The 20,536-nt window shown below is 61.8% G+C and carries 15 protein-coding genes and 1 pseudogene; 9 read left to right on the top strand and 7 right to left on the bottom strand.

Going from position 1 to position 20,536, the window contains the following annotated elements:
* Both AMK00_RS21085 and AMK00_RS21080 read right to left on the bottom strand, forming a co-directional pair.
* Window positions 1–4,776: an NAD-glutamate dehydrogenase gene (locus tag AMK00_RS21085; RefSeq protein ID WP_064811595.1), complete on the bottom strand. Its 4,776-nt coding sequence runs from the start codon at window positions 4,774–4,776 to the stop codon at window positions 1–3.
* 77 nt (window positions 4,777–4,853) lie between these two features.
* Window positions 4,854–5,039 carry a hypothetical protein gene (locus tag AMK00_RS21080; protein WP_064811594.1) on the bottom strand — a complete coding sequence of 62 codons (186 nt, stop codon included), beginning with the start codon at window positions 5,037–5,039 and terminating at the stop codon, window positions 4,854–4,856.
* Between the two features lie 15 nt (window positions 5,040–5,054).
* Here AMK00_RS21080 and pdxY point away from each other — a divergent pair, with 15 nt between their 5' ends.
* The 3 genes from pdxY (at window position 5,055) to AMK00_RS21065 (ending at window position 8,353) form a co-directional block, all read left to right on the top strand.
* Window positions 5,055–5,930 carry a pyridoxal kinase PdxY gene (pdxY, locus tag AMK00_RS21075; RefSeq protein WP_064805769.1) on the top strand — a complete coding sequence of 292 codons (876 nt, stop codon included), beginning with the start codon at window positions 5,055–5,057 and terminating at the stop codon, window positions 5,928–5,930.
* Window positions 5,931–6,001: 71 nt separating this feature from the next.
* Window positions 6,002–6,643 (top strand): carbonic anhydrase, encoded by a 642-nt coding sequence (locus AMK00_RS21070; RefSeq protein ID WP_064805767.1) that lies wholly within the window; start codon window positions 6,002–6,004, stop codon window positions 6,641–6,643.
* Window positions 6,644–6,733: 90 nt separating this feature from the next.
* Window positions 6,734–8,353: a GGDEF domain-containing protein gene (locus tag AMK00_RS21065; protein WP_064811593.1), complete on the top strand. Its 1,620-nt coding sequence runs from the start codon at window positions 6,734–6,736 to the stop codon at window positions 8,351–8,353.
* 81 nt (window positions 8,354–8,434) lie between these two features.
* Here the strand turns inward: AMK00_RS21065 and AMK00_RS21060 are convergent, their stop codons facing one another.
* The 3 genes and pseudogenes from AMK00_RS21060 to AMK00_RS32655 all read right to left on the bottom strand — a co-directional run bounded on the left by AMK00_RS21060 (window position 8,435) and on the right by AMK00_RS32655 (window position 10,807).
* Window positions 8,435–9,259 carry a lytic murein transglycosylase gene (locus tag AMK00_RS21060; protein WP_064811592.1) on the bottom strand — a complete coding sequence of 275 codons (825 nt, stop codon included), beginning with the start codon at window positions 9,257–9,259 and terminating at the stop codon, window positions 8,435–8,437.
* A 170-nt stretch (window positions 9,260–9,429) separates the two neighbouring features.
* Window positions 9,430–10,464, bottom strand: a complete 1,035-nt coding sequence (locus tag AMK00_RS21055; RefSeq protein WP_020922622.1) for an aspartate-semialdehyde dehydrogenase — start codon at window positions 10,462–10,464, stop codon at window positions 9,430–9,432.
* Window positions 10,465–10,575: 111 nt separating this feature from the next.
* Window positions 10,576–10,807 (bottom strand): annotated as a pseudogene (locus AMK00_RS32655) (hypothetical protein).
* A 68-nt stretch (window positions 10,808–10,875) separates the two neighbouring features.
* On the opposite strand from AMK00_RS32655, the gene AMK00_RS21045 reads away from it, so the two are divergent.
* The 5 genes from AMK00_RS21045 to AMK00_RS21025 all read left to right on the top strand — a co-directional run bounded on the left by AMK00_RS21045 (window position 10,876) and on the right by AMK00_RS21025 (window position 17,293).
* The gene (locus AMK00_RS21045; RefSeq protein ID WP_064811591.1) at window positions 10,876–12,630 is read left to right on the top strand and encodes an alkaline phosphatase; all 1,755 of its coding nucleotides are present in this window, start codon (window positions 10,876–10,878) and stop codon (window positions 12,628–12,630) included.
* Between the two features lie 99 nt (window positions 12,631–12,729).
* Window positions 12,730–13,191 carry a hypothetical protein gene (locus AMK00_RS21040; RefSeq protein ID WP_064811590.1) on the top strand — a complete coding sequence of 154 codons (462 nt, stop codon included), beginning with the start codon at window positions 12,730–12,732 and terminating at the stop codon, window positions 13,189–13,191.
* 6 nt (window positions 13,192–13,197) lie between these two features.
* Window positions 13,198–13,890 carry an ABC transporter ATP-binding protein gene (locus AMK00_RS21035; RefSeq protein ID WP_064811589.1) on the top strand — a complete coding sequence of 231 codons (693 nt, stop codon included), beginning with the start codon at window positions 13,198–13,200 and terminating at the stop codon, window positions 13,888–13,890.
* Window positions 13,887–15,158 (top strand): ABC transporter permease, encoded by a 1,272-nt coding sequence (locus AMK00_RS21030; protein WP_064811588.1) that lies wholly within the window; start codon window positions 13,887–13,889, stop codon window positions 15,156–15,158. Before AMK00_RS21035 ends, AMK00_RS21030 begins: the two co-directional genes overlap by 4 nt.
* Before the next feature lie 248 nt (window positions 15,159–15,406).
* A complete protein-coding gene (locus AMK00_RS21025) occupies window positions 15,407–17,293 on the top strand; it encodes an MFS transporter (protein WP_064805755.1) in 1,887 nt (628 codons plus the stop codon).
* 43 nt (window positions 17,294–17,336) lie between these two features.
* Here AMK00_RS21025 and lpxE read toward each other — a convergent pair whose 3' ends face one another.
* Together lpxE and leuB are read right to left on the bottom strand one after the other, a co-directional pair.
* Window positions 17,337–18,089, bottom strand: a complete 753-nt coding sequence (gene lpxE, locus AMK00_RS21020) for a lipid A 1-phosphatase LpxE (RefSeq protein WP_189637618.1) — start codon at window positions 18,087–18,089, stop codon at window positions 17,337–17,339.
* Window positions 18,090–18,267: 178 nt separating this feature from the next.
* Window positions 18,268–19,380, bottom strand: a complete 1,113-nt coding sequence (gene leuB / locus AMK00_RS21015) for a 3-isopropylmalate dehydrogenase (protein ID WP_064805753.1) — start codon at window positions 19,378–19,380, stop codon at window positions 18,268–18,270.
* Between the two features lie 168 nt (window positions 19,381–19,548).
* Between leuB and AMK00_RS21010 the strand changes: the two genes are divergently transcribed.
* On the top strand, window positions 19,549–20,481 hold the full coding sequence (locus AMK00_RS21010) for a pyridoxal-phosphate dependent enzyme (protein ID WP_064811587.1): 933 nt from the start codon (window positions 19,549–19,551) through the stop codon (window positions 20,479–20,481).
* The last annotated feature ends 55 nt before the right edge of the window (window positions 20,482–20,536 follow it).

The raw sequence follows: 20,536 nt of genomic DNA, 5'->3' as shown, positions 1-20,536 counted from the left end.
TCACCTCGCCCGGTCGCGCGCAAGATCGGTCAGGATGCCTGCGGCAACAGTGATGCGCGCAAGATTGGGATCGCCGCTGTCGCTGAGGCTCGAAAGCTCCTCGACGATGCGGTTGATGCGGACGCGATCCTGCGCATGCCACGCCTGGACGGGCAGCTTCTCCTTGCCGTGATCGGAAAGCGCCGAGATGACGATGTCGCGCCGGGCGCTGGCGATCTGGTCGATGCTGCGGGCAAGCGCCAGATTTTCGTAGTGATCGGAGGTGAGAATCCGGCCGCCGGCCGCCAGTAACCGGGCGATCCGAAAGGTTTTCGATACCGCAAAATAATTTTCGGCGGCGCGCACCAGCGGCTCGCCGGTGCGCTCGGCAATCTGCATGATCTCCGGCACCAGCGCGAAGCTCTGGAGGTTGGCGATTTCGGCCGCCAGTTTTTCGGGCACGCCGGCCTCGGCATATTCCGCCTGGCGTGCGGCAGCATCGCCGGCGGCCTGTTCGGCGAAAGCAGGCCTCAACTTCTTCAGGGCAGCCTGAAGCCGGCTAATCACCTCTGCCATATCGGCTTTGGTCATGGCGGTTTTCAACAGCAGGCGCGTGAGAACGACAAAACTGTGGCTGATTTCCTCGTAAATGCGGTTCTGCACTTCGCCGGATATCTTGCCGTCGAGCGCATCGGTCTCGGCCCAGAGCCTGGGGAGGTCGAAACCGTCGCGCGCGACGATCGCGGCGCGCACGACCTCCGGCGCCGAAGCCGCCGTCGCGTCCATCATCGCGACGGTAAAGCTCGGCCCGCCGCGGTTGATCGCTTCATTGGCAAGCACGGTCGCGATGATTTCGCGCCGCAGCCGATGGCCTGATATATCGCCGGCGTTCGACTTCTGCATTTTGACGGGGAAGTAATTCGACAGCGTCGTAGCAAAATAAGGGTCGTCGGGCAGGTCGCTCGCGGTGAGCGCATCGAAGAGCACGATCTTGGCGTAGGACAGCAACACGCCGATTTCCGGCCGCGTCAGCGGCTTGCCGGCCGTGTAACGTTCGGCCAGCGTCTGGTCATCCGGCAAGGTCTCGACCTTGCGGTTCAGCTGGCCGGCGGCTTCGAGCACGCTCATGAAGCGGGCGAGTTCCAGGCCGTTTGCCGTGCCCTTGCGTTCGATGAGCGAGATCGCCAGCGACTGGAGATAATTGTTGCGTAGGACCAGGGCCGCCACTTCGGCGGTCATCGACGACAAAAGCTGGTCGCGTTTTGCCCGCGTCAGCCGCCCGTCGTGCATGGCGGCCGCCAGCGCGATCTTGATGTTGACCTCGACGTCCGAGGTGTTGACGCCGGCCGAATTGTCGATGGCGTCGGAGTTGCAGCGCCCGCCCTTGAGGCCATAGGCGATGCGGCCCTTCTGGGTGACGCCGAGGTTGGCGCCTTCGCCGATCACTTTGGCGCCCACCTCCGCCGCGGTGATGCGGATCGGGTCATTGGCGCGGTCGCCGACTTCGGTATCGGTTTCGGACGCCGCCTTCACATAGGTGCCGATGCCGCCGAACCAGAGCAGGTCGACCGGGCTCTTCAGGATCGCCGTCATGATCTCGAACGGCGTGGCCACGGCTTTGTCGATGCCGATCGCGCCCACCGCTTCCGGCGTCAGCGTCACCGATTTCGCCGCGCGCGAAATGATCATCGCGCCTTTCGAAAGGACGTTCTTATCAAAGTCCTGCCAGCTCGAGCGCGGCAGATTGAAGAGGCGCTGCCGCTCGGCCAGCGTCTTTTCCATATCGGGATCGGGATCGATGATGATGTCGCGGTGATCGAAGGCGGCGACGAGCCGGATCTTCGGGGAGAGCAGCATGCCGTTGCCGAAGACGTCGCCCGACATGTCGCCGACGCCCGCGACGGTAAAGGGCGTCGTCTGGATGTCGATGTCCATTTCGCGGAAATGGCGTTTCACGGTTTCCCAGGCGCCACGGGCGGTGATGCCCATCTTCTTGTGATCATAGCCGGCCGAGCCGCCGGAGGCGAAGGCGTCGTCCAGCCAGAAGCCGGCCTCCTGCGCCAGAGCATTGGCGGTGTCGGAGAAGGTCGCTGTGCCCTTGTCGGCGGCGACGACGAAATAGGGGTCGTCACCATCGAGCCTGATCGTATCCGTCGGCGGCACGATCTCGGCGCCGGAGATGTTGTCGGTAATCGAAAGCAGCGTGCGGATATAGGTTTTGTAAGCCTCGCGGCCGGCATTGAAGATCTCGTCGCGGCTGCCGCCCACCGGCAGCCTTTTCGGATAAAAACCGCCCTTGGCGCCGACCGGCACGATGACGGCGTTTTTCACCTGTTGCGCCTTGACCAGGCCGAGCACCTCGGTGCGATAATCCTCGGCGCGGTCCGACCAGCGCAGGCCGCCGCGCGCCACCTTGCCGAAGCGCAGGTGCACACCTTCGACCTCGACGCCGTAGACGAACATCTCGCGGAAGGGTTTCGGTTGCGGCAGGCCGTCGACCAGGTGCGGATCGAGCTTGAAGGCCAGCATGGCTTTCGGCGACCCGTCCGGGTTCCTCTGGAAATAGTTGGTGCGCAGCGTCGCGTCGACGATGTTGACGTAGCGGCGCAGGATGCGGTCGTCGTCCAGGCTCGGCACGTTGGCAAGATCGGCCTCGATCGCCTGGTGCAGGTCGGCGATCTTCTTGACGCGGGCTTTGTCGGAAAGCTTTGGATCGAGCGTGTCGTGGAACAGCCGGAAGATCGCCGCGGCCACGCCAGGATATTTGTCGAGCGTCGTTGCGATGTAATCCTGCGAATAGGCGATGCCGGCCTGGCGGAGATAACGGGCATAGGCGCGCAACACATTGGCTTCGCGCGCCGAGAGCCCGGCCGAAAGGATCAGCCGGTTGAAGCTGTCATTGTCTATCGTGCCGGCGAAGGCGGCGACGAAGGCTTCCTCGAGGGCGGCACCATACCGGTGCAGATTGATTTCGCCGCCGGTGCGGGTCTCGAGCTCCATGTCGTGCAGCACGACGAGTTGGGTTGCGCCATCAGCGACCTGCACCCCGATGTCGAAGGTGCGTTCGCTGACGACATTGAAGCCGAGGTTCTCGAGAAGCGGCACACGGCGCGACAAGGCCAGCTGACCGCCGGCATGGAAGATTTTCAGCGAGAGGATACCACCCTGTTCTTCCTGGCGATGATAAAACTGGATGCGGAGCGGCTCGCCGGCGGCGCAGGCGCCGATATCGGCAAGGTCGGCCACGGTTTCTTCAGGGGTGAAAGAATCCTGGAAGGCCTGATCGACCGATAGTCTCGGCGACTTTGGCCCGGCGAGCGCCTCGAAACGGTCGTCCCAGCGGGCGGTGATTTCGCGGATCGTCTGCTCGAGCCTTGCCTGCGGAATGCGCGGCGTCTTGCCGCCGGAACGGCCGATGATGAAGTGCACGCGCGCGACGCCGCCTTCGGGAAAAGCCGGGTAATAGGCGGAGACACGGCCGTCATAGACCGTCTTCAGATAGGTGCCGATCCGCTCGCGCACGATCGAGTCATATTCCTCACGCGGAACATAGACGATCACCGAGACGAAGCGGTCGAAATGGTCGATGCGCGGCAGGACGCGCACGCGCGGCCGGTCGGCGAGATCGTTGATCTGCTCGGCAAAGCTTGCAAGCAGCGTCGTGTCGATCTGGAAAAGGTCGTCGCGCGGGTAGGATTCCAGCGTATTGTCGAGCATGCGGCCGGAATGGCTCATCGGGTCGAAGCCGAAATGCTCCTTCACCTTTTCGATCTTCGACCGCAGCAGCGGGATTTCGGAGGCGAGCGAGGTATAGGCCGTCGAGGTGAAAAGACCGACGATGCGGAGTTCCCCGGTCACGTTGCCCTCGGCGTCGAAACGTTTGACGCCGACATAATCCATATAGGCGCGGCGATGGACGATCGATTTTACATTCGCCTTGGTGACGATCAGGAAGTCGGGGCCGTCGAGGAAGGCAAGGATCTCCGGCGTGGTGGTCACGGCGTCCTTACCGGTGCGCAGCACGAGAACGTCTGGGTTGGAGAGGATGCCGAGGCCGGCGCCCTTGTCGCGCTCGACCTTGGCGTCGGCGCCCTTGCCCGAATAAATATATTCACGCATGCCGAGGAAGGTGAAATTCTCGTCGCGCAGCCAGGTCAGGAAGGCCACCGCCTCGGCATGTTCGGCCTTCCTGCGGCCGGCGCCATTGGCCGAAAGCTCGGCGATCACCCCATCGAGCTTGGCAAGCATCGGCTTCCAATCGGAAACCGACAGGCGGACCTGTTCGAGCACGGTCTGGACGCGTTTGACGAGATCGGCTGCCTGGGTGGAGTTCAACGGGGCAATATGGAGCTGGATATGGCTGACGCGCGCGGCGGGATCGCTCGGGTGGTCGGCGGAATAGAGTGCGGGGGCTTTGCCCTTTTCCATGACGAGGATGGGATGCACCGCCATGAACAGATCGCGGTAGGTGCTCGTCACTTCGCCCATGACCGATTCATAAAGGAAAGGCATGTTCCGGTCAGTCACCGACAGCACCGAAACGGCAGTGCCGCCAGGCGTCACCTCGGCAATTGTGTCGATGCTGACGCGGGGCGCCTTGCCGTTCCAGGCGGCAAGTTCCTTTGCCGAATGCACGGCAGAACGTGCCAGCATGTCGGGCGTATAGAGTTCCAGATCGTCATTGCTCGCCCGGCCGAAGAGAATTTCCGGATCGAGATGCGCCTCGCTCATCGCCTTGGCGATCTTGCGCGCCGTTTCGATCTGCTTCTCCCGTTTCGGATTGTTTCTGGCAGCCATGAATCGCCTCCCCGCAATGGACTGATTTTTCGCAAGCTAGCAGAAGATTTCTCGAAGAAATCTCTAAAAGAGAGGACTCAGGCATTGTTTTGATGCTTTTTTGCCGGCGGAAATGGGAAATTGGCAGAGATTTTTTCGCTTTCGAGGCCAAAACGCATTGGCAAGGCCTCTCTTCCGGCTTTGCTTTCGCGGCACATTTCCATGCTCACGTGAAGAATGGTTGACAGCCCGGCGTCAAAAAGATCATCAAACGCCATCATCATTCGGACCTCGATTTCATGTCGGAAAATGCAGCGGGCGCAGTCATCGTTATTTCCAGCCATGTCGTGCGTGGCTCTGTTGGCAACCGGGCGGCGGTGTTTGCGCTGGAGACGCTCGGCCATCCGGTCTGGGCGCTGCCGACCATCGTCCTGCCGTGGCACCCCGGCCATGGCCGTTCGACGCGGCTGACATTTGCGGAAGCCGATTTCGACGCGGCGATCGACGACCTGATCCGTGCGCCCTGGATCGGTGAAGTCAGGGCGGTGCTTTCGGGCTATTTCGGCAATGCTGCCCAGGCACGCTCGGTCGGTCGGCTGATCGCTGCGCTCCGGCAAAACAATCCCGAACTGCTTTATGTCTGCGATCCGGTAATGGGCGATCTCGGCGGCCTCTACGTGCCGGAAGCGACGGCCGAGGCCATTCGTGATCATCTCATTCCGCTGGCCTCGCTCGCAACGCCGAATCGGTACGAGCTCGCCTGGCTGTCGGGAGCAGCGCTCGACGACAACAGTGCGATCATGGAGGCGGCGCTGGCGCTCGGGCCGTCGCGCATGCTCGTCACCTCGGCGGTGCCGATGATGGCGGGTGGCACCGGCAACCTCTACCTTTCCGGCCGTCACGCGCTTCTTGCCGAGCACCGGGTCGTCGACAATCCGCCGAATGGTCTCGGCGACCTGCTGGCCGCCGTTTTTCTGTCGCGCCTGCTGTCCGGCCTCGAGGATGAAAAGGCGTTGCAGCTTGCCACCGCCAGCGTGTTCGAAGTGCTTGCGCGTGCGGTCAAGCGCGGCAGCAACGAGTTGATGCTGGCCAGCGATGCGTCCAGCCTGTCGTCGCCGATGGCCATGGTGCAGATGCGCCGGCTCGTACATCCGGCGCAGCGGCGGAAAAAATGACGCATTTGTCAATGTGCGCATTTTGCGGTGCAGCAGTTGATCTTGTCTTCCGCCCGCGCTAATCCAGAGGCATGCAGCGTTTTCCAAACACCCTTCTGAACGGTTATCGCAACTTTATGAACGGGCGTTATGCCGACGCCCGCGACAGGTATCGGCAACTTGCCGAAAACGGCCAGAATCCGAGCACGCTGGTCATTGCCTGTTCGGACTCGCGTGCGGCTCCCGAGCTGATCTTCGATGCCGGCCCGGGCGAGCTTTTCGTCATCCGCAACGTTGCCAATATGGTGCCGCCCTACGAGCCGGACGGTCATTTCCATTCGACATCGGCCGCTCTTGAATTTGCCGTGCAGGCGCTGAAGGTTTCGGACATCGTGGTGATGGGCCATGGCCGCTGCGGCGGCATTCGGGCGGCACTCGATCCGAATGCCGAGCCGTTATCGCCCGGCGATTTCATCGGCCGGTGGATGTCGCTGGTCAAACCCGCAGCCGAGCAGATCCAGAGCAATGACGTGATGACGGAGGCCGAGCGGCAGACGGCGTTGGAGCGTGTCTCCATTCGCAATTCGCTCAACAATCTCAGAACCTTCCCGGAAATAAAGGCGCTCGAGGACGCAGGAAAAATGCACCTTCATGGCGCCTGGTTCGATATCTCGACCGGCGAGCTCTGGGTCATGGACGCCGAAACACGCGATTTCATCCGTCCCGAAATCTAGGAGCGTACCGGTTTATCACTTTTTTAAGGATTGCTGTTAAGCTTCTAATCGGCTGCACATGACCGGCATTTGACCACGTGGCGATTGGCGATGAAGTTTGAAACCATCAAAAAGGTTATCCTGGCCGCCATCCTGCTGCCCTTCGTCTTCATGCTCATTGAAGGCGTCTTCGTCCTTCGAACTTCGATCCTGCAATACAGAGATCTCGAGAAAGACCGGCAGTTCGCCGACGTACTTGCGCGTGGCGGTTCGATCGCGGCCACGGAAATCCTGAGCGAAATCGATGCCACTCGCCGCCATCTCGCGCATCCCAGCAGGGGGACTGCTGTCGACATGCAGCAAAGCCGACTGACGCTGGATCGAGAACGCCGCGCTTTCTATGCCAGCTTGCCGCCTCGCGATACGCTCGATCAAGGGCTTGCAGGTGAATTGTCGGCCCTCAGCCTTGCCTATAGCCGTATCGTCGCCGCGCGAAGCGCCGTCGACCAGGGCCGTTATTCCGGCAGCAATCCCGGTTCCATCTACTGGTATGCGGCTCTCAAGCAGCTTGCGGTCGTCGACGCACTTTCACCGCTGATCAGCGACCCGGTGCTGCTTGAAAAATCCAACCAGCTGATGGGCATCCTGCTGACCTACTACGGCGAAAGATTGATTACCGGAATCGGCACTCGTTACCTCAATCAAGATGTTTCTGCCAGATTTCCGATCGAATTGTTCATTCAAGGCAAGACCATGCTCGGTGCCGGCATGGATCACATGGTCTTCCATTCGACCGCGCCGATCGTGCGCGACATCGTTGCCTATCTCGGTCGCGGCGACCAACTGAAGGCGAATGCGATCACCGACGCCATTCTCGCCGGGTCGCGGCCGTCGCGCGCAATGGGCGACGCCTGGGCGGCCGCACAGCGCGAACGCATGGCTTTCCTTCAGCAAAAGATGGTCGAGGCTGCGAGTGATATTCACGAGACCGGCGAGCAGTTTTCCACGCTCTCGCACATACACCTGATACAGATTCTGGCGCTGTGCGCAGGCCTGTTGATTCTCGCAACGCTGGTGATGATGCTGGCGGCAAGAGGACTTCGGCTGATCGACAAGCTCGCTCGGGACCGGGAGACGCTGGTGGGTGAGTTGCGCAACGCTGCTCAAACCGATCTTCTGACGGGGCTCTACAACAGGCGCGGCTTCGAGGTCGCCGCCTCCGCGCTTCTTACGCAGGCCGAGCACGGCTCGCACTGGATTTCCGTCGTCCTCTTCGATCTCGATCATTTCAAGAAGATCAACGATATCCACGGCCACGATGCCGGCGATGCCGTGCTGCGGCACGTCGCCGGCGTCGCGCGCCAGAATTTTCGTTCCTTCGATCTCTTGGTGCGGCATGGGGGCGAGGAGTTTCTGGCGCTTTTGCCGGATTCGACGCCCGACGAGGCCGCCATCGTCGCCGAGCGCGTGCGCCAGGCGATCGAGGCGGCGGAAATCCCTCTTGCGAGCGGCGATCTCCTCAAGGTCACGGCGAGCTTCGGATGCGCCGGCCGGGCAAACGACGCCGCCAACCGGAACTTCGAGGATCTGGTCAAACGCGCCGATCTGGCGCTCTACGCCGCCAAGGCTTCCGGCCGCAATTGCGTGGTGTCGGGGCCGGTGGTGCCGGCTCCGCCGCAGGAGGAACGACGCAAGACGGCATCGGGCGGCGGTTTTGATTCCCGCATATGAAAAACGCCGCCTTCGCAGCGGCGTTCCCAGAGCTTTTCCGGATTAGACCGGAAAGCTCCAGGTATCATTGTCAATGAAGGCTTATGTGCCGCCGTCGATCTGCTGGCCGATATAGGCGATCGCCTGCTGATAGACGCTGGCGGCGTTCCAGCCCTGGATCGCGGTGAAATTTGGCTCTCCCGGCTGATAGCCGGCGCCGGCACGCCAGCCGTGGCCCTTGAGGAAATTTGCGGTCGAGGCCAGCGCATCGGCGCGGGAGCCGACCATGTCGACCCGGCCGTCGCCATCGCCGTCGGCGCCGAAGCGCACGACGTTGCGCGGCAGAAACTGCGTCTGGCCGATTTCACCATGGGCGGCACCCTTGGCCTGCGGGCTCAGATAACCCTCGGAGACCAGCTGGAGCGCAGCATAGAGCTGATCGGTGAAATAGTCCGAACGACGGCAGTCATAGGCAAGGGTCGACACAGCCGAGAGCGTATGCTGATTGCCCATATAGCTGCCGAAACCGGTCTCCATACCCCAGATTGCGATCAGCGGACCCGCGGGAACGCCGAAGCGGCGTTCGATCGAGGCAAAAAGGGCCTGGTTGGCCGCTTTCATCGACCGGCCGCGGGAAATGACGGCGGCACCGCCGCGCTTCTGCATGAAGGCGTCGAAGGAGAGCTTGAAGCTTTTCTGGCCGCGGTCGGCGGCGATCGTCGGCTTGTTGTAGTTGACGTTGGCGAAGGCGCGGCTGAGCACCGATTGGCTGACGCCGTTGGCCGCTGCCGTCTGCTTGAAATCGGCGACCCAGGCGTCGAAGCCGGCGCTGGTATTGCCACATTGCGGTCCTTGCGCGAACGCCGGTACCGCTTGGAGGACGCCCATTGCCGCAGCGGCCGCCAGAAACAACTTTGTCATGCGCATTGAGAAACCCCGCTCTCGATCTGCATAGTTTTTAAGCGGGCAAGAGAATGCCAGCCACTCGCGATTTTGTCACGATCATCGTTCAGCGAGCGCTTATACAGTCGTATTTGCCCCGGAAAAAGCCCCGCTCAACGGGCAGGGCTTTAACATCTTACGGTTTACAAATGGTATCAGGCTGCCTGCTTGCGCGGCTTGACCAGGCCGCGATTGACGAGCAGCTCGGCGATTTGGATGGCGTTCAGCGCCGCGCCCTTGCGCAGATTGTCGGAAACAACCCACATATTGAGGCCGTTTTCTACGGTGGCGTCCTCGCGAATGCGCGAGATGTAGGTCGCATCTTCGCCGGCGGATTCATAAGGCGTGATGTAGCCGCCGTTCTCGCGCTTGTCGATGACGAGGCAGCCCGGGGCATCGCGCAAGATATCGCGAGCCTGATCGGCGGTGATCTCGTTTTCGAATTCGATGTTGACCGATTCCGAATGACCGATGAAGACGGGCACACGGACCGCCGTGCAGGTCACCTTGATCTTCGGATCGAGCATCTTCTTCGTCTCGGCCAGCACCTTCCATTCTTCCTTGGTGTAGCCGTCTTCCATGAAGCTATCGATGTGCGGGATGACGTTGAAGGCGATGCGCTTGGTGAACTTCTTGTTCTCGATCGGATCGGCGACAAAGACGGCGCGGGTCTGGTTGAAGAGTTCGTCCATGCCGTCCTTGCCGGCGCCGGAGACCGACTGGTAGGTCGAGACGACGACGCGCTTGATCTTGGCGAAGTCGTGCAGCGGCTTCAGCGCCACCACCAGCTGTGCGGTCGAGCAATTCGGATTGGCAATGATGTTGCGCTTGGTGAACTGCGTGACGGCGTCCGGGTTCACTTCCGGCACGATCAGCGGCACGTCGGCGTCATAGCGCCAGGCCGAGGAATTGTCGATGACGACGCAGCCTTGCTGGCCGATCTTGGGCGAGAACTTCTTGGAGACCTCGCCGCCGGCCGACATCAGGCAGATATCGGTATCGGAGAAATCGTAATTCTCCAGATTGGAAACCTTCAGCGTCCGGTCGCCGTAGGACACTTCGGTGCCCTGCGAACGTGCCGAGGCGAGCGCCACGACCTCATCGGCGGGGAAGCCGCGTTCGGAGAGGATGTTGAGCATCTCCCGGCCAACATTTCCGGTCGCTCCCGCAACTGCTACTTTAAAACCCATTTCTCAAGCTCTCTTTCTCTTCTCTCCTCTTGTCCGGTGAGGGGAAAGGCGCGACGGATCGCGTCTTCCTGTCCCCAGCCGAGCCGGGGAGAGAGCGGCAGGCCAGAGACGTCAGACGGTTTTCGTCGTCGTTTTGGCCTTGGTTTTGGAAGAAACCGGAACGGCAATATCCACCCCGGCAACCCGTGCCCGGTCATCGCGTGCGGCAATGGCGTGTTCGTCGCGAACCATGGAGATTCCTTTTCCGCTGTTGCTCTTAGAAGGTTTTCCACAGGAGTCAAGGTTTTTGCGTGAGCAGACAGCAGGTCAAAAGGGGCGGCCGCAAGCCCGGACGTTTTGTCATGCCGCTGTCATGCCTGGGAGATATCCCAGCCCGGTTGTTAATGTCTGCAACGAAAACGGGGGTTTTCCATGCGTATGCTTCTCGCCGCCTTTGCGGCCACCACCATCCTCGCGGGCGCCGCTCAGGCGACGACAGTCTATCCGCTTGATCGCGCGACGATCCTTGCCGGCTCCCCATTCGATTTCAAGGTCGAGCTCAACAAGCAGGTCAAGCCGGAAGATGTGAAGGTCACGGTCAACGGTCAGGATTACAAGACTGTCCTCGGGGGCGAAGCGCAGTTCATCGAGCTGGAAAAAGGCAAGGAAGACAAGGCCCTCGGTTCCGCTCTTCTGCTCCGCGGCTTGAAGATCTCGGAACCCGGCGCCTACAAGATCGAGGTCTCCGCCGGCGATGAGACGAAGTCGGTCACCTGGGACGTTTACGAAACCGCCGCTCAGCCGAAGGCTAAGAACATTATCTTCCTGCTCGGCGACGGCCTTTCCGTCGCGCATCGCACCGCCGCCCGCATCATGTCCAAGGGCATGACCGAGGGCAAAGCGAACGGCCGCCTGAATATGGACGATCTCGATCATATGGCTTTTATCGGCACGTCAGCGACGAATGCCGTTGCCACGGACTCGGCCAACACCATGTCGGCCTTCATGACTGGGCACAAGACGGCCGTCAACGCGCTCGGCGTCTATGCGGACCGGACACCGGCCGCACTCGACGACCCGCGCGTCGAAACCTTTGGCGAGGCCGTTCGCCGCACGACGAAGAAGTCGATCGGCATTGTCGCGACGTCCGAGATCGAGGATGCGACGCCAGCTGCGGTCGTTTCCCATACCCGCAGCCGCAACGAAAAGGCCGACATCGTCGGCATGCTGCTCGAGGTGAAGCCGGAAGTCATCCTTGGCGGCGGCTCGGCCTATTTCCTCGGCAAGGAAGTCGCCGGCTCCAAGCGCAAGGACAATCAGGATTACATCAAGCTGTTCCAGGATGCCGGCTACAAGCTTGCGACCGACAAGAACGAGTTGGCCGCCAATGCGTCGGCTGAAGGCAACCTGCTCGGCCTCTTCCACACCGGCAATATGGACGTCACGCTCGATCGCGAGTTCCTGAAGAAGGGCACCGTCGACAAATTCCCGAACCAGCCGGGTCTCGTCGAGATGACCAAGGTTGCGCTCGACCGCCTCTCGAAGAATGCTGACGGCTTCTTCCTGATGGTCGAAGGCTCCTCGATCGACAAGATGTCCCATCCGCTGGATTGGGACCGTGCGGTTATCGACACCATCGAATTCGACAAGGCGTTCGGCGTTGCCCGCGAATTCCAGAAGGCCCATCCGGACACTCTGATCGTCGTCACCGGCGACCACACGCACGGCGTATCGATCATCGGCACCGTCGACGACGAGAAGCCCGGCACGGAAATGCGCGAAAAGGTCGGCACCTACGCCGAGGCCGGCTTCCCGAACTACAAGGATGAAAATGGCGACGGTTATCCCGACAAGATCGACGTCAGCCGCCGCCTGTTCCTGAGCGCCAACAACGGCCCCGATCACTACGAGACCTTCCGTCCGAAGCTCGACGGTCCTTTCGTTCCGGCCGTCCAGAACGAGAAGAAGGAATATGTCGCCAACGAACAGTATAAGGATGTTCCCGGCGCCGTCTTCGTACAGGGCAATCTTCCGAAGAGCAGCGAGAGCGGCGTTCACGCCGTCGATGACGTCGTGTTGCAGTCGGCGGGTCCGGGTGCCGAAGGCTTCCATGGTTATATGGAACAGAGCGACGTCTATCGCGTGCTCGCCGACACCTTCGCTCTCGGCGCCAAGCAGACGAACTGATTTTAAGCCGATCTTGCAGGGCCGCTTGCCGGCCTTGCCTCTTTTGTCGATCATGGTCCCGGCCGTTCAGCGGCCGGGATCTGCTTCCTGGAGGTCGCCATGGACATATTCTCTTCGCTGCATCTCAGCCGCCGCCGGCTGATCGGCGCCGCTGTTGTGCTTCCCTTTACCGCCTCCATCGTTCGCGCTGCCGATCCTTCGCTCTCCTTCGGCGAGCTCTATGGTAAGTTCGGCGTGCTCGGCCTCGAATTCTCCGACAAGGTGAAGCGCCTTGCCGGCCAGGAAATCAGCATGAAGGGCTTCATGGCGCCGCCGCTGAAGGCCGAGGCGCAGTTCTTTGTACTCACCGAAGTGCCGATGTCGCTCTGCCCCTTCTGCTCTTCGGATGCGGACTGGCCCGACAATATCGTCGTGGTTTATCTCTCGGAAAAACAGACCTTCGTGCAGCCGCGCCAGACAATCGAAGTGCGCGGCACGCTGGAATACGGCTCCTGGACGGATCCGGAAACCGGCTTCGTCAGCCTGCTGCGGATCCGCCAAGCCGAATATTTCGCTGTTTGAACCTACATGCTCGCACTCGATATCGAAAACCTTGACGTTACCTTTCCGGGCCTCTCCTCGCCGGCGCTGGCGATCGGCCGCCTGTCGATCGTGGCCGGCAGCAGGGTCGCGATTACAGGAGCATCAGGCTCCGGCAAGAGCACCTTCGTCAATGTCGTCACCGGTCTGGAGCGGACGCGGCAGGGCCAGATCCGCTGGAACGGTGAGGATATCGCCGCTTTTTCGGAAAGCCGGCGCGACCGGTTCCGCGCCGTCAATATCGGCCTGGTCATGCAGGAATTCCATCTTTTCCCCGGCCTGTCGGCACTCGAGAACGTGCTTCTGCCTGCCCGGCTTGCCGGCGCCGCGACGGCCGCCGTCATCGAGCGGGCGCATGTGCTTTTGAACACCGTCAACCTGTCCCGGCCCGGCCAGAAGATCGAGACCATGTCGCGCGGCGAGATGCAGCGCGTGGCGATCGCCCGCGCGCTGCTGCGCAAGCCCGGTGTCATCATTGCCGATGAGCCGACCGCGAGCCTTGACGCCGAAAGCGGTGAGGCCGTCGGCGATCTCCTCCTCGAGCTTGCCAATGCCGAAGGCAGCACGCTGATCGTCGTTTCCCACGACCAACGGCTCGCCGGCCGTCTCGACCGGCGCATCACGCTGAGCTCCGGCCGGATCAGCGAGGATGCCATCGCCGTTGCGGGGGAGGCCGCATGATCCGCTTCATTTGCGCCGATCTTCGCCGCCTGTGGGCGGGATCGCTGGTTGTCGTGCTGTTGGTGGCGCTTGCGACCGCGCTCGGCGTCTCCTTGGTCCTGCAGGAGCGGGCGCTTCGCCTCGGCAGCGCGCGCGCCGCCGATAAGTTCGACCTCGTCATCGGCGCCGGCGGCAGCGAGACGCAACTCGTGCTCTCCTCCGTCTTCCTGCAGCCCTCGCCCCTGCCGTTGATGCCGGGCGAGGTGCTGGCGAGACTTGCCGCCGACCCCCGAATCGACTGGGCGGCGCCGATCGGCTTCGGCGATTCCTTCTCCGGCTACCCGATCGTCGGCACGACGGCAAAAATGTCGAACAAGCTGTCCGGTGATTTTGCCGAAGGCAAGGCTTTCACGCACGAAGGAGAGGCAGTGATCGGCTCCGCGGTCAGGCTTTCGCTCGGCGATGAAATCAAGCCGATGCACGGTTCGGCGGAAGAAGGGGGCGAAACCCATACCGAACTCGCCTATCATGTCGTCGGCCGCCTGCGGCCGACGGATACTGCCTGGGACCGGGCGATTCTCGTTCCCATTCAGGCGGTCTGGCACATTCACGGGCTGGACGCCGAGGAGCATGCGGAAGGCGCCGAGGAGGGCGGACACGATCGTGATCATGCCGGCGCCGATCATGACGCGCATGATCATCATGGGAAGCTCGATCCGGAAGCCGTGCTGAAAGAGACCTGGGCCGCAGATGCTCCAGGCCTTCCGGCTATCCTCGTCAAACCGAAAACGATCGCAGATGCCTATAAGCTTCGACAGGACTATCGCAACGGCAATACCATCGCCGTCTTCCCCGGCGAGGTCCTGACCAATCTTTACGCCACGCTCGGCGACGCCAAGCAGATCCTTGTCGCGGTCGCTTCCGGCGCGCAAGCTCTCGTCGCGGCCTCGCTGGTGCTGGTCACGGTCATCCATATCGGCCAGCGCCGTCGTCAGATCGGCGCGCTCAGAGCCTTCGGAGCCCCGCGCGGCGCGATCTTCGGAATCGTCTTCCTGGAATTCTTCTTCCTGGTGGCGGTCGGCATAGCACTTGGATTTGCACTCGGTTTCGCCGCGGCGCTGACCTTGTCCGGCATGCTCTCCCAGACCAGCGGCATCGCCATGCCGGTTGGCTTCGCCCGGGAAGATGCCGGGCTTATGGGAGTGTTGCTTGCCTTTGCCGGCGTTCTCGCCGCGTTGCCGGCGGTGCTTGCCTACCGGCAATCGCCGGCGCAGGCGCTGAGGGCGTAGCAGGTTCCCTTTCGCAAACCGGCTGAAACCGTCCCGCCGCCAAATGTCATCGCCGGGCAGGAGGGCTGAGCAACGCCCCGATGCGCGTGACGGAACGCGGCCTCGTTAGACTAAAGTCATAATCCCAAAGCATCTCTCTTTGCGGCCTGTCTTTTCTGGCACACTCTCGTCAGGCGTGTCGCGGCCAGGGGTATGCTTTGAGGAGAGTAGGCTGCGCGCGTTGCTTATCACTCTGTGGAGGACAGACAATGGCAAATGTCGCAAGCATCGACGGCGCGAAGGCCGGTCCGATGACGGGCGAAGAGAAGAAGGTCATCTTCGCCTCTTCGCTCGGCACCGTTTTCGAATGGTATGATTTCTATCTTTACGGCTCGCTCGCCACCTATATCGGCGCGACCTACTTCACCCAATATCCCGAGGCAACGCGCAATATCTTTACGCTGCTCGCCTTTGCCGCCGGCTTCCTGGTGCGTCCGTTCGGTGCGCTGGTGTTCGGCCGTCTCGGTGATCTCGTCGGCCGCAAATACACCTTCCTGGTGACGATCCTGATCATGGGCATGTCGACTTTTCTCGTCGGTATCCTGCCGGGAGCCGCCAGCATCGGCATCGCTGCTCCGATCATCCTGATCGGGTTGCGCCTGCTGCAGGGCCTGGCGCTCGGCGGTGAATATGGCGGTGCGGCGACCTATGTCGCCGAACATGCGCCGAACGGCCGTCGCGGCTATTTCACCTCATGGATTCAGACGACGGCAACGCTCGGCCTGTTCCTGTCGCTGATCGTCATCATTCTCGTTCAGTCGCTGATGGCTCCGGCTCAATTCGCCGCCTGGGGCTGGCGTATACCGTTCCTGGTCTCGGTCGTCCTGCTCGGCATTTCGGTCTGGATTCGCCTGAAGATGAATGAATCGCCGGCATTCCAGCGCATGAAGGCGGAAGGCAAGGGCTCCAAGGCGCCGCTGACCGAAGCTTTCGGGCAGTGGAAGAACGCCAAGATCGCACTCATCGCGCTTCTCGGCGCCACCATGGGCCAGGCGGTCGTCTGGTATGGCGGCCAGTTCTATGCGCTGTTCTTCCTGCAGAACGTGCTGAAGGTCGACCTCTTCTCGGCCAATGTCATGGTCGCTATTGCGCTCTTCCTCGGCACGCCATTCTTCGTCATCTTCGGCGGCCTTTCCGACAAGATCGGCCGCAAGCCGATCATCATGGCGGGCCTTCTCATCGCGGCGGTGACCTATAATCCGCTGTTCAAGGCGATGACCTGGACGGCAAACCCGGCACTTGCCGAAGCGCAGGCCTCGATCCGTGCAACAGTTACGGCCGATCCGGCGGACTGCAAGTTCCAGTTCAACCCGACGGGCACGGCGAAGTTCACCAGCTCCTGCGACGTGGCGACGGCGTTCCTGACCAAGAACTCGGTGCCTTATGACGTCGTACCCGGCCCCGCCGGACAGCCGGCGACGGTGAAGGTCGGTAACGCGACGGTCCCGAGCTTCGACGCCGCTGCCGCCGGCGACAAGGCGAAGGGCATGACCGCCGCTTTTGAAAAAGGCGTCAACATTGCTCTTCACGATGCCGGCTACCCGCTGAAGCGCGGCGTCGCCAAGGTGCCGGATGCCAAGCTCGATGCCTTTATCGCCGCCAATCCGGAACTTGCGCTCAATGCCGAGGCCGTACGCACCGGCGAGAAGGAAACCATGCCGGCAGCCAAGCTGGTCGAAGGCAAGCTGCTGACGGCGGACGAAGCCAATGGCGTCACCGACATGGCGGTCTACAACATCGCCAATGGCGGCACCTTCGCCATGGTCGCCGACCCGAATCGCGTCAACTGGATCGGCACGATCGCCATCCTGTTCGTCCTCGTGATCTATGTGACGATGGTCTATGGCCCGATCGCGGCACTTCTGGTCGAGCTCTTCCCGACCCGCATCCGCTACACCGGCATGTCGCTGCCCTATCACATCGGCAACGGCTGGTTCGGCGGCCTGCTGCCGGCGACGGCCTTCGCGATGAGCGCTGCCGCAGGCGATATCTATTACGGCCTCTGGTACCCGATCGTCTTTGCGGCGATCACCCTTGTCATCGGCGTGATCTTCCTGCCGGAGACGAAGAACAGGGATATCCACGCATTGGATTGATGACGCGTTCGCGTCTGACATGCTCGAGAAAACGGCCCGGCGCTCACAAGACGCCGGGCTTTTTCACGTCGGGGAACAGGCGCTTGGCGAGCGGCCAGCCATCCGGCGCCAGTTTGAAGAGCAGGCCGCAGCGGGCAAAGACGATTGCCGTCAGTAGCGAGAACCAGCCGCCGAGTGCGAGGCCGGCGATAACGTCGCTTGGATAGTGCGCACCGACCATGACGCGCGTCATGGCAAGCCAGATGGCGCAGGCGATGAAGAGAATGCGGTAGCGCGGAAACAGAAGCGCAAAAGCGGCAAAGAAGGCGCCGACCGTGGTGGAATGGCCGGACGGAAAGCTTTCGAAAGCGGCATGGCCCGAAAAGGGTGTGAAAGAAAACATGCCGTAATCGTGGAAATGGTCGGGACGCGCCCTTCCAATCGCCCGTTTCAGGAGATTGGCGAGAAGTCCGGAGAAGACGACCGTGGTGAAGAGATAGGCGCCGATCCAGCTGACATAAAGCGCCTGCGCCTTGGAGCGCGCGCTCTTCAAAAGCTTGTAACCCGCCCTGCCCTGAAAGAAGAGCAGAATGCTGATGCAGATCAGCCAGGCAGAATCGCCGAAGCCGGTCAGCAGCTGGCCGAGCTGCTTCACCGCCGCAGGGCGTTCGCTGGCGCCGACCGGGGCATCGAAGAGCAGCATGGAAAGAGCCACGGCATTGATGGTGACGAAGAGGCAGGCCTGCCAGCGCAAGGGCGGCATGCCAACGCTGCCGCGGCGCCAGCGCCTATCAAGGGAAGCCCAAAATGCCCGCATCCTGTCGTCCGTTCGATTTTGCCGGGTTAAAATTCGGCGCAAAAATACACGAGATTGTGGCTGAGAATAGTCCGTTTCGGATATTTCGGCCGACCCGGCTGCGGCTGCTCGGCCTCACATGAAAAAGCCCTCCGCATGCGTGATGCGAAGGGCGGGAAACTGTTTCACGTGAAATATATCAGACGGAAAGCGCCTTGAACTCGGCGAGGATCGCATCGCCCATCTCGGCGGTGCCGACTTGCCTTGCGCCATCGGCCATGATGTCGCCGGTGCGGATGCCCTTGTCGAGCACGTTGGCGATCGCCTTTTCCAGATCGTCGGCTTCCTTCACCAGGTTGAAGGAGTAACGCAGGCACATGGCGAAGGAGGCGATCATGGCGATCGGATTGGCAATGCCCTTGCCGGCGATGTCGGGGGCCGAACCGTGCACCGGCTCGTAGAGCGCCTTGCGCTTGCCGGTTTTACCATCCGGCGCGCCGAGCGAAGCCGAGGGCAGCATGCCGAGTGAACCGGTCAACATGGCGGCGACGTCGGAGAGCATGTCGCCGAAAAGATTGTCGGTGACGATGACGTCGAACTGCTTGGGCTGCCGCACGAGCTGCATGCCGCCGGCATCGGCCAGCATATGTTCGAGCTGAACGTCGGAATATTTCGCCTTATGCGTTTCGGTCACGACCTGGTTCCACAGCACGCCCGACTTCATGACGTTGCGCTTTTCCATGGAGCAGACGCGGTTCTGCCTTGTGCGGGCCATTTCGAAAGCGACGCCGGCGATGCGTTCGATCTCGTAGGTATCGTAGACCTGCGTGTCGATGCCGCGCTTCTGGCCGTTGCCGAGGTCGATGATCTCCTTCGGTTCGCCGAAATAGACGCCGCCCGTCAGCTCGCGGATAATCAGAATGTCGAGGCCTTCGACCAGTTCCGGCTTCAGCGACGAGGCCGAGGCAAGAGCCGGATAGCAGATGGCGGGACGCAGGTTCGCGAAGAGCTGCAGGTCCTTGCGCAGGCGAAGCAGGCCGGCTTCCGGACGCACTTCGTAAGGCACGCTATCCCATTTGGGGCCGCCGACCGCGCCGAAGAGAACGGCGTCGGCGGCAAGCGCCTTCTGCATGTCGGCTTCCGAGATCGCCGTACCATGGGCATCGTAGGCAGAGCCGCCGACAAGGCCTTCGTCGGTAACGAAACCGGCATTCATCGCCTCGTTCATATAGGCGATGATCTTGCGGACCTCGCCCATGGCCTCGGGACCGATGCCGTCACCCGGCAGCAGGAAAAGATTGCGCGCTGTCATGGAGCCCTCCTGGAAAAACAAGCTGCGGCTTCTTAGACCCCGGAACTGGGCATTTCAAGCGAGGGAACGGGCGAATCGGTACGCTTCGTTCTCAGCCACGATAGTTGCTCCGACGCCTTCAACTGGAATAGAACGGTAGGCTCCAGCATTTATTTCCGGAATGTTTCCATGCCTTCAGCGCCTCTTCATCTCGACACGCCTCTGGCTCGAACAGCGCCTGATTACAGCGCCAGCGGCAAGCCGCTCTTGCTGAAGCTCGATGCACTGCAGCCCTCCGGCAGCTTCAAGCTGCGCGGCGTCGGCCGGCTTTGCCGGCACGAGGTGGACAATGGCGCGCGCGAGATCTTCTGTGCTTCCGGCGGCAATGCCGGTATTGCCGCGGCCTATGCCGGCCGGGCGCTCGGCGTGCCGGTCACGATCGTCGTGCCGGAGACGACGGCGGCCGATGTCCGGCAGACGATTGCCGCAACCGGCGCCAATGTCCTCGTGCACGGAGCCGTTTTCGACGAAGCCAATGCCCACGCGGTCGAACTCGCCCGCAGCCGCAAGGCAAGTTATGTGCATCCTTTCGACCATCCGCTTCTGTGGGATGGCCATGCGACGCTGATCGACGAAGTGGTGGCGAAGGGTGCAAAATTTGACTGTGTCGTCACCAGCGTCGGCGGCGGCGGGCTGCTTGCCGGCATTGTCGAGGGGCTGAAGCGAAACGGGCTGCCCGACGTGCCTGTGATTGCCGTCGAAACCGAAGGGGCAGCTTCGCTGCATGAGAGCCTCAAGGCAAATGAGCGCATCGCCCTGCCCGCAATCACCTCGATCGCCACATCGCTCGGCGCGCGGCAGGTGGCCCCGCATGTCTTCGAGCTGCCGAAACGGCATCCGATCGAAAGCGTTCTCGTCAGCGACGCCGACGCCGTTGCCGCCTGTCTGAAATTTGCCGATGCGCAGCGCATCCTGGTCGAGCCGGCCTGCGGTGCTGCCCTTGCCGTTGCCGATGTGCATGCCGGGCTGCTTGCCCGCTTCGACAATCCGCTGATCGAAGTCTGCGGCGGCATCGGCGTGTCGCTGGAAAAGCTGAGGCTCTGGAAAGAGAAATTTCTCTGAGCTGCGGCAGTTACAGCGTCCTTTGCGCGCGTGAGATGCGCGCCGCTATAAAGAA

The sequence above is a fragment of the Rhizobium sp. N621 genome (genome assembly GCF_001664325.1).
Taxonomy (GTDB): domain Bacteria; phylum Pseudomonadota; class Alphaproteobacteria; order Rhizobiales; family Rhizobiaceae; genus Rhizobium; species Rhizobium esperanzae.
This window is presented reverse-complemented; position numbering and strand designations above follow the sequence as displayed.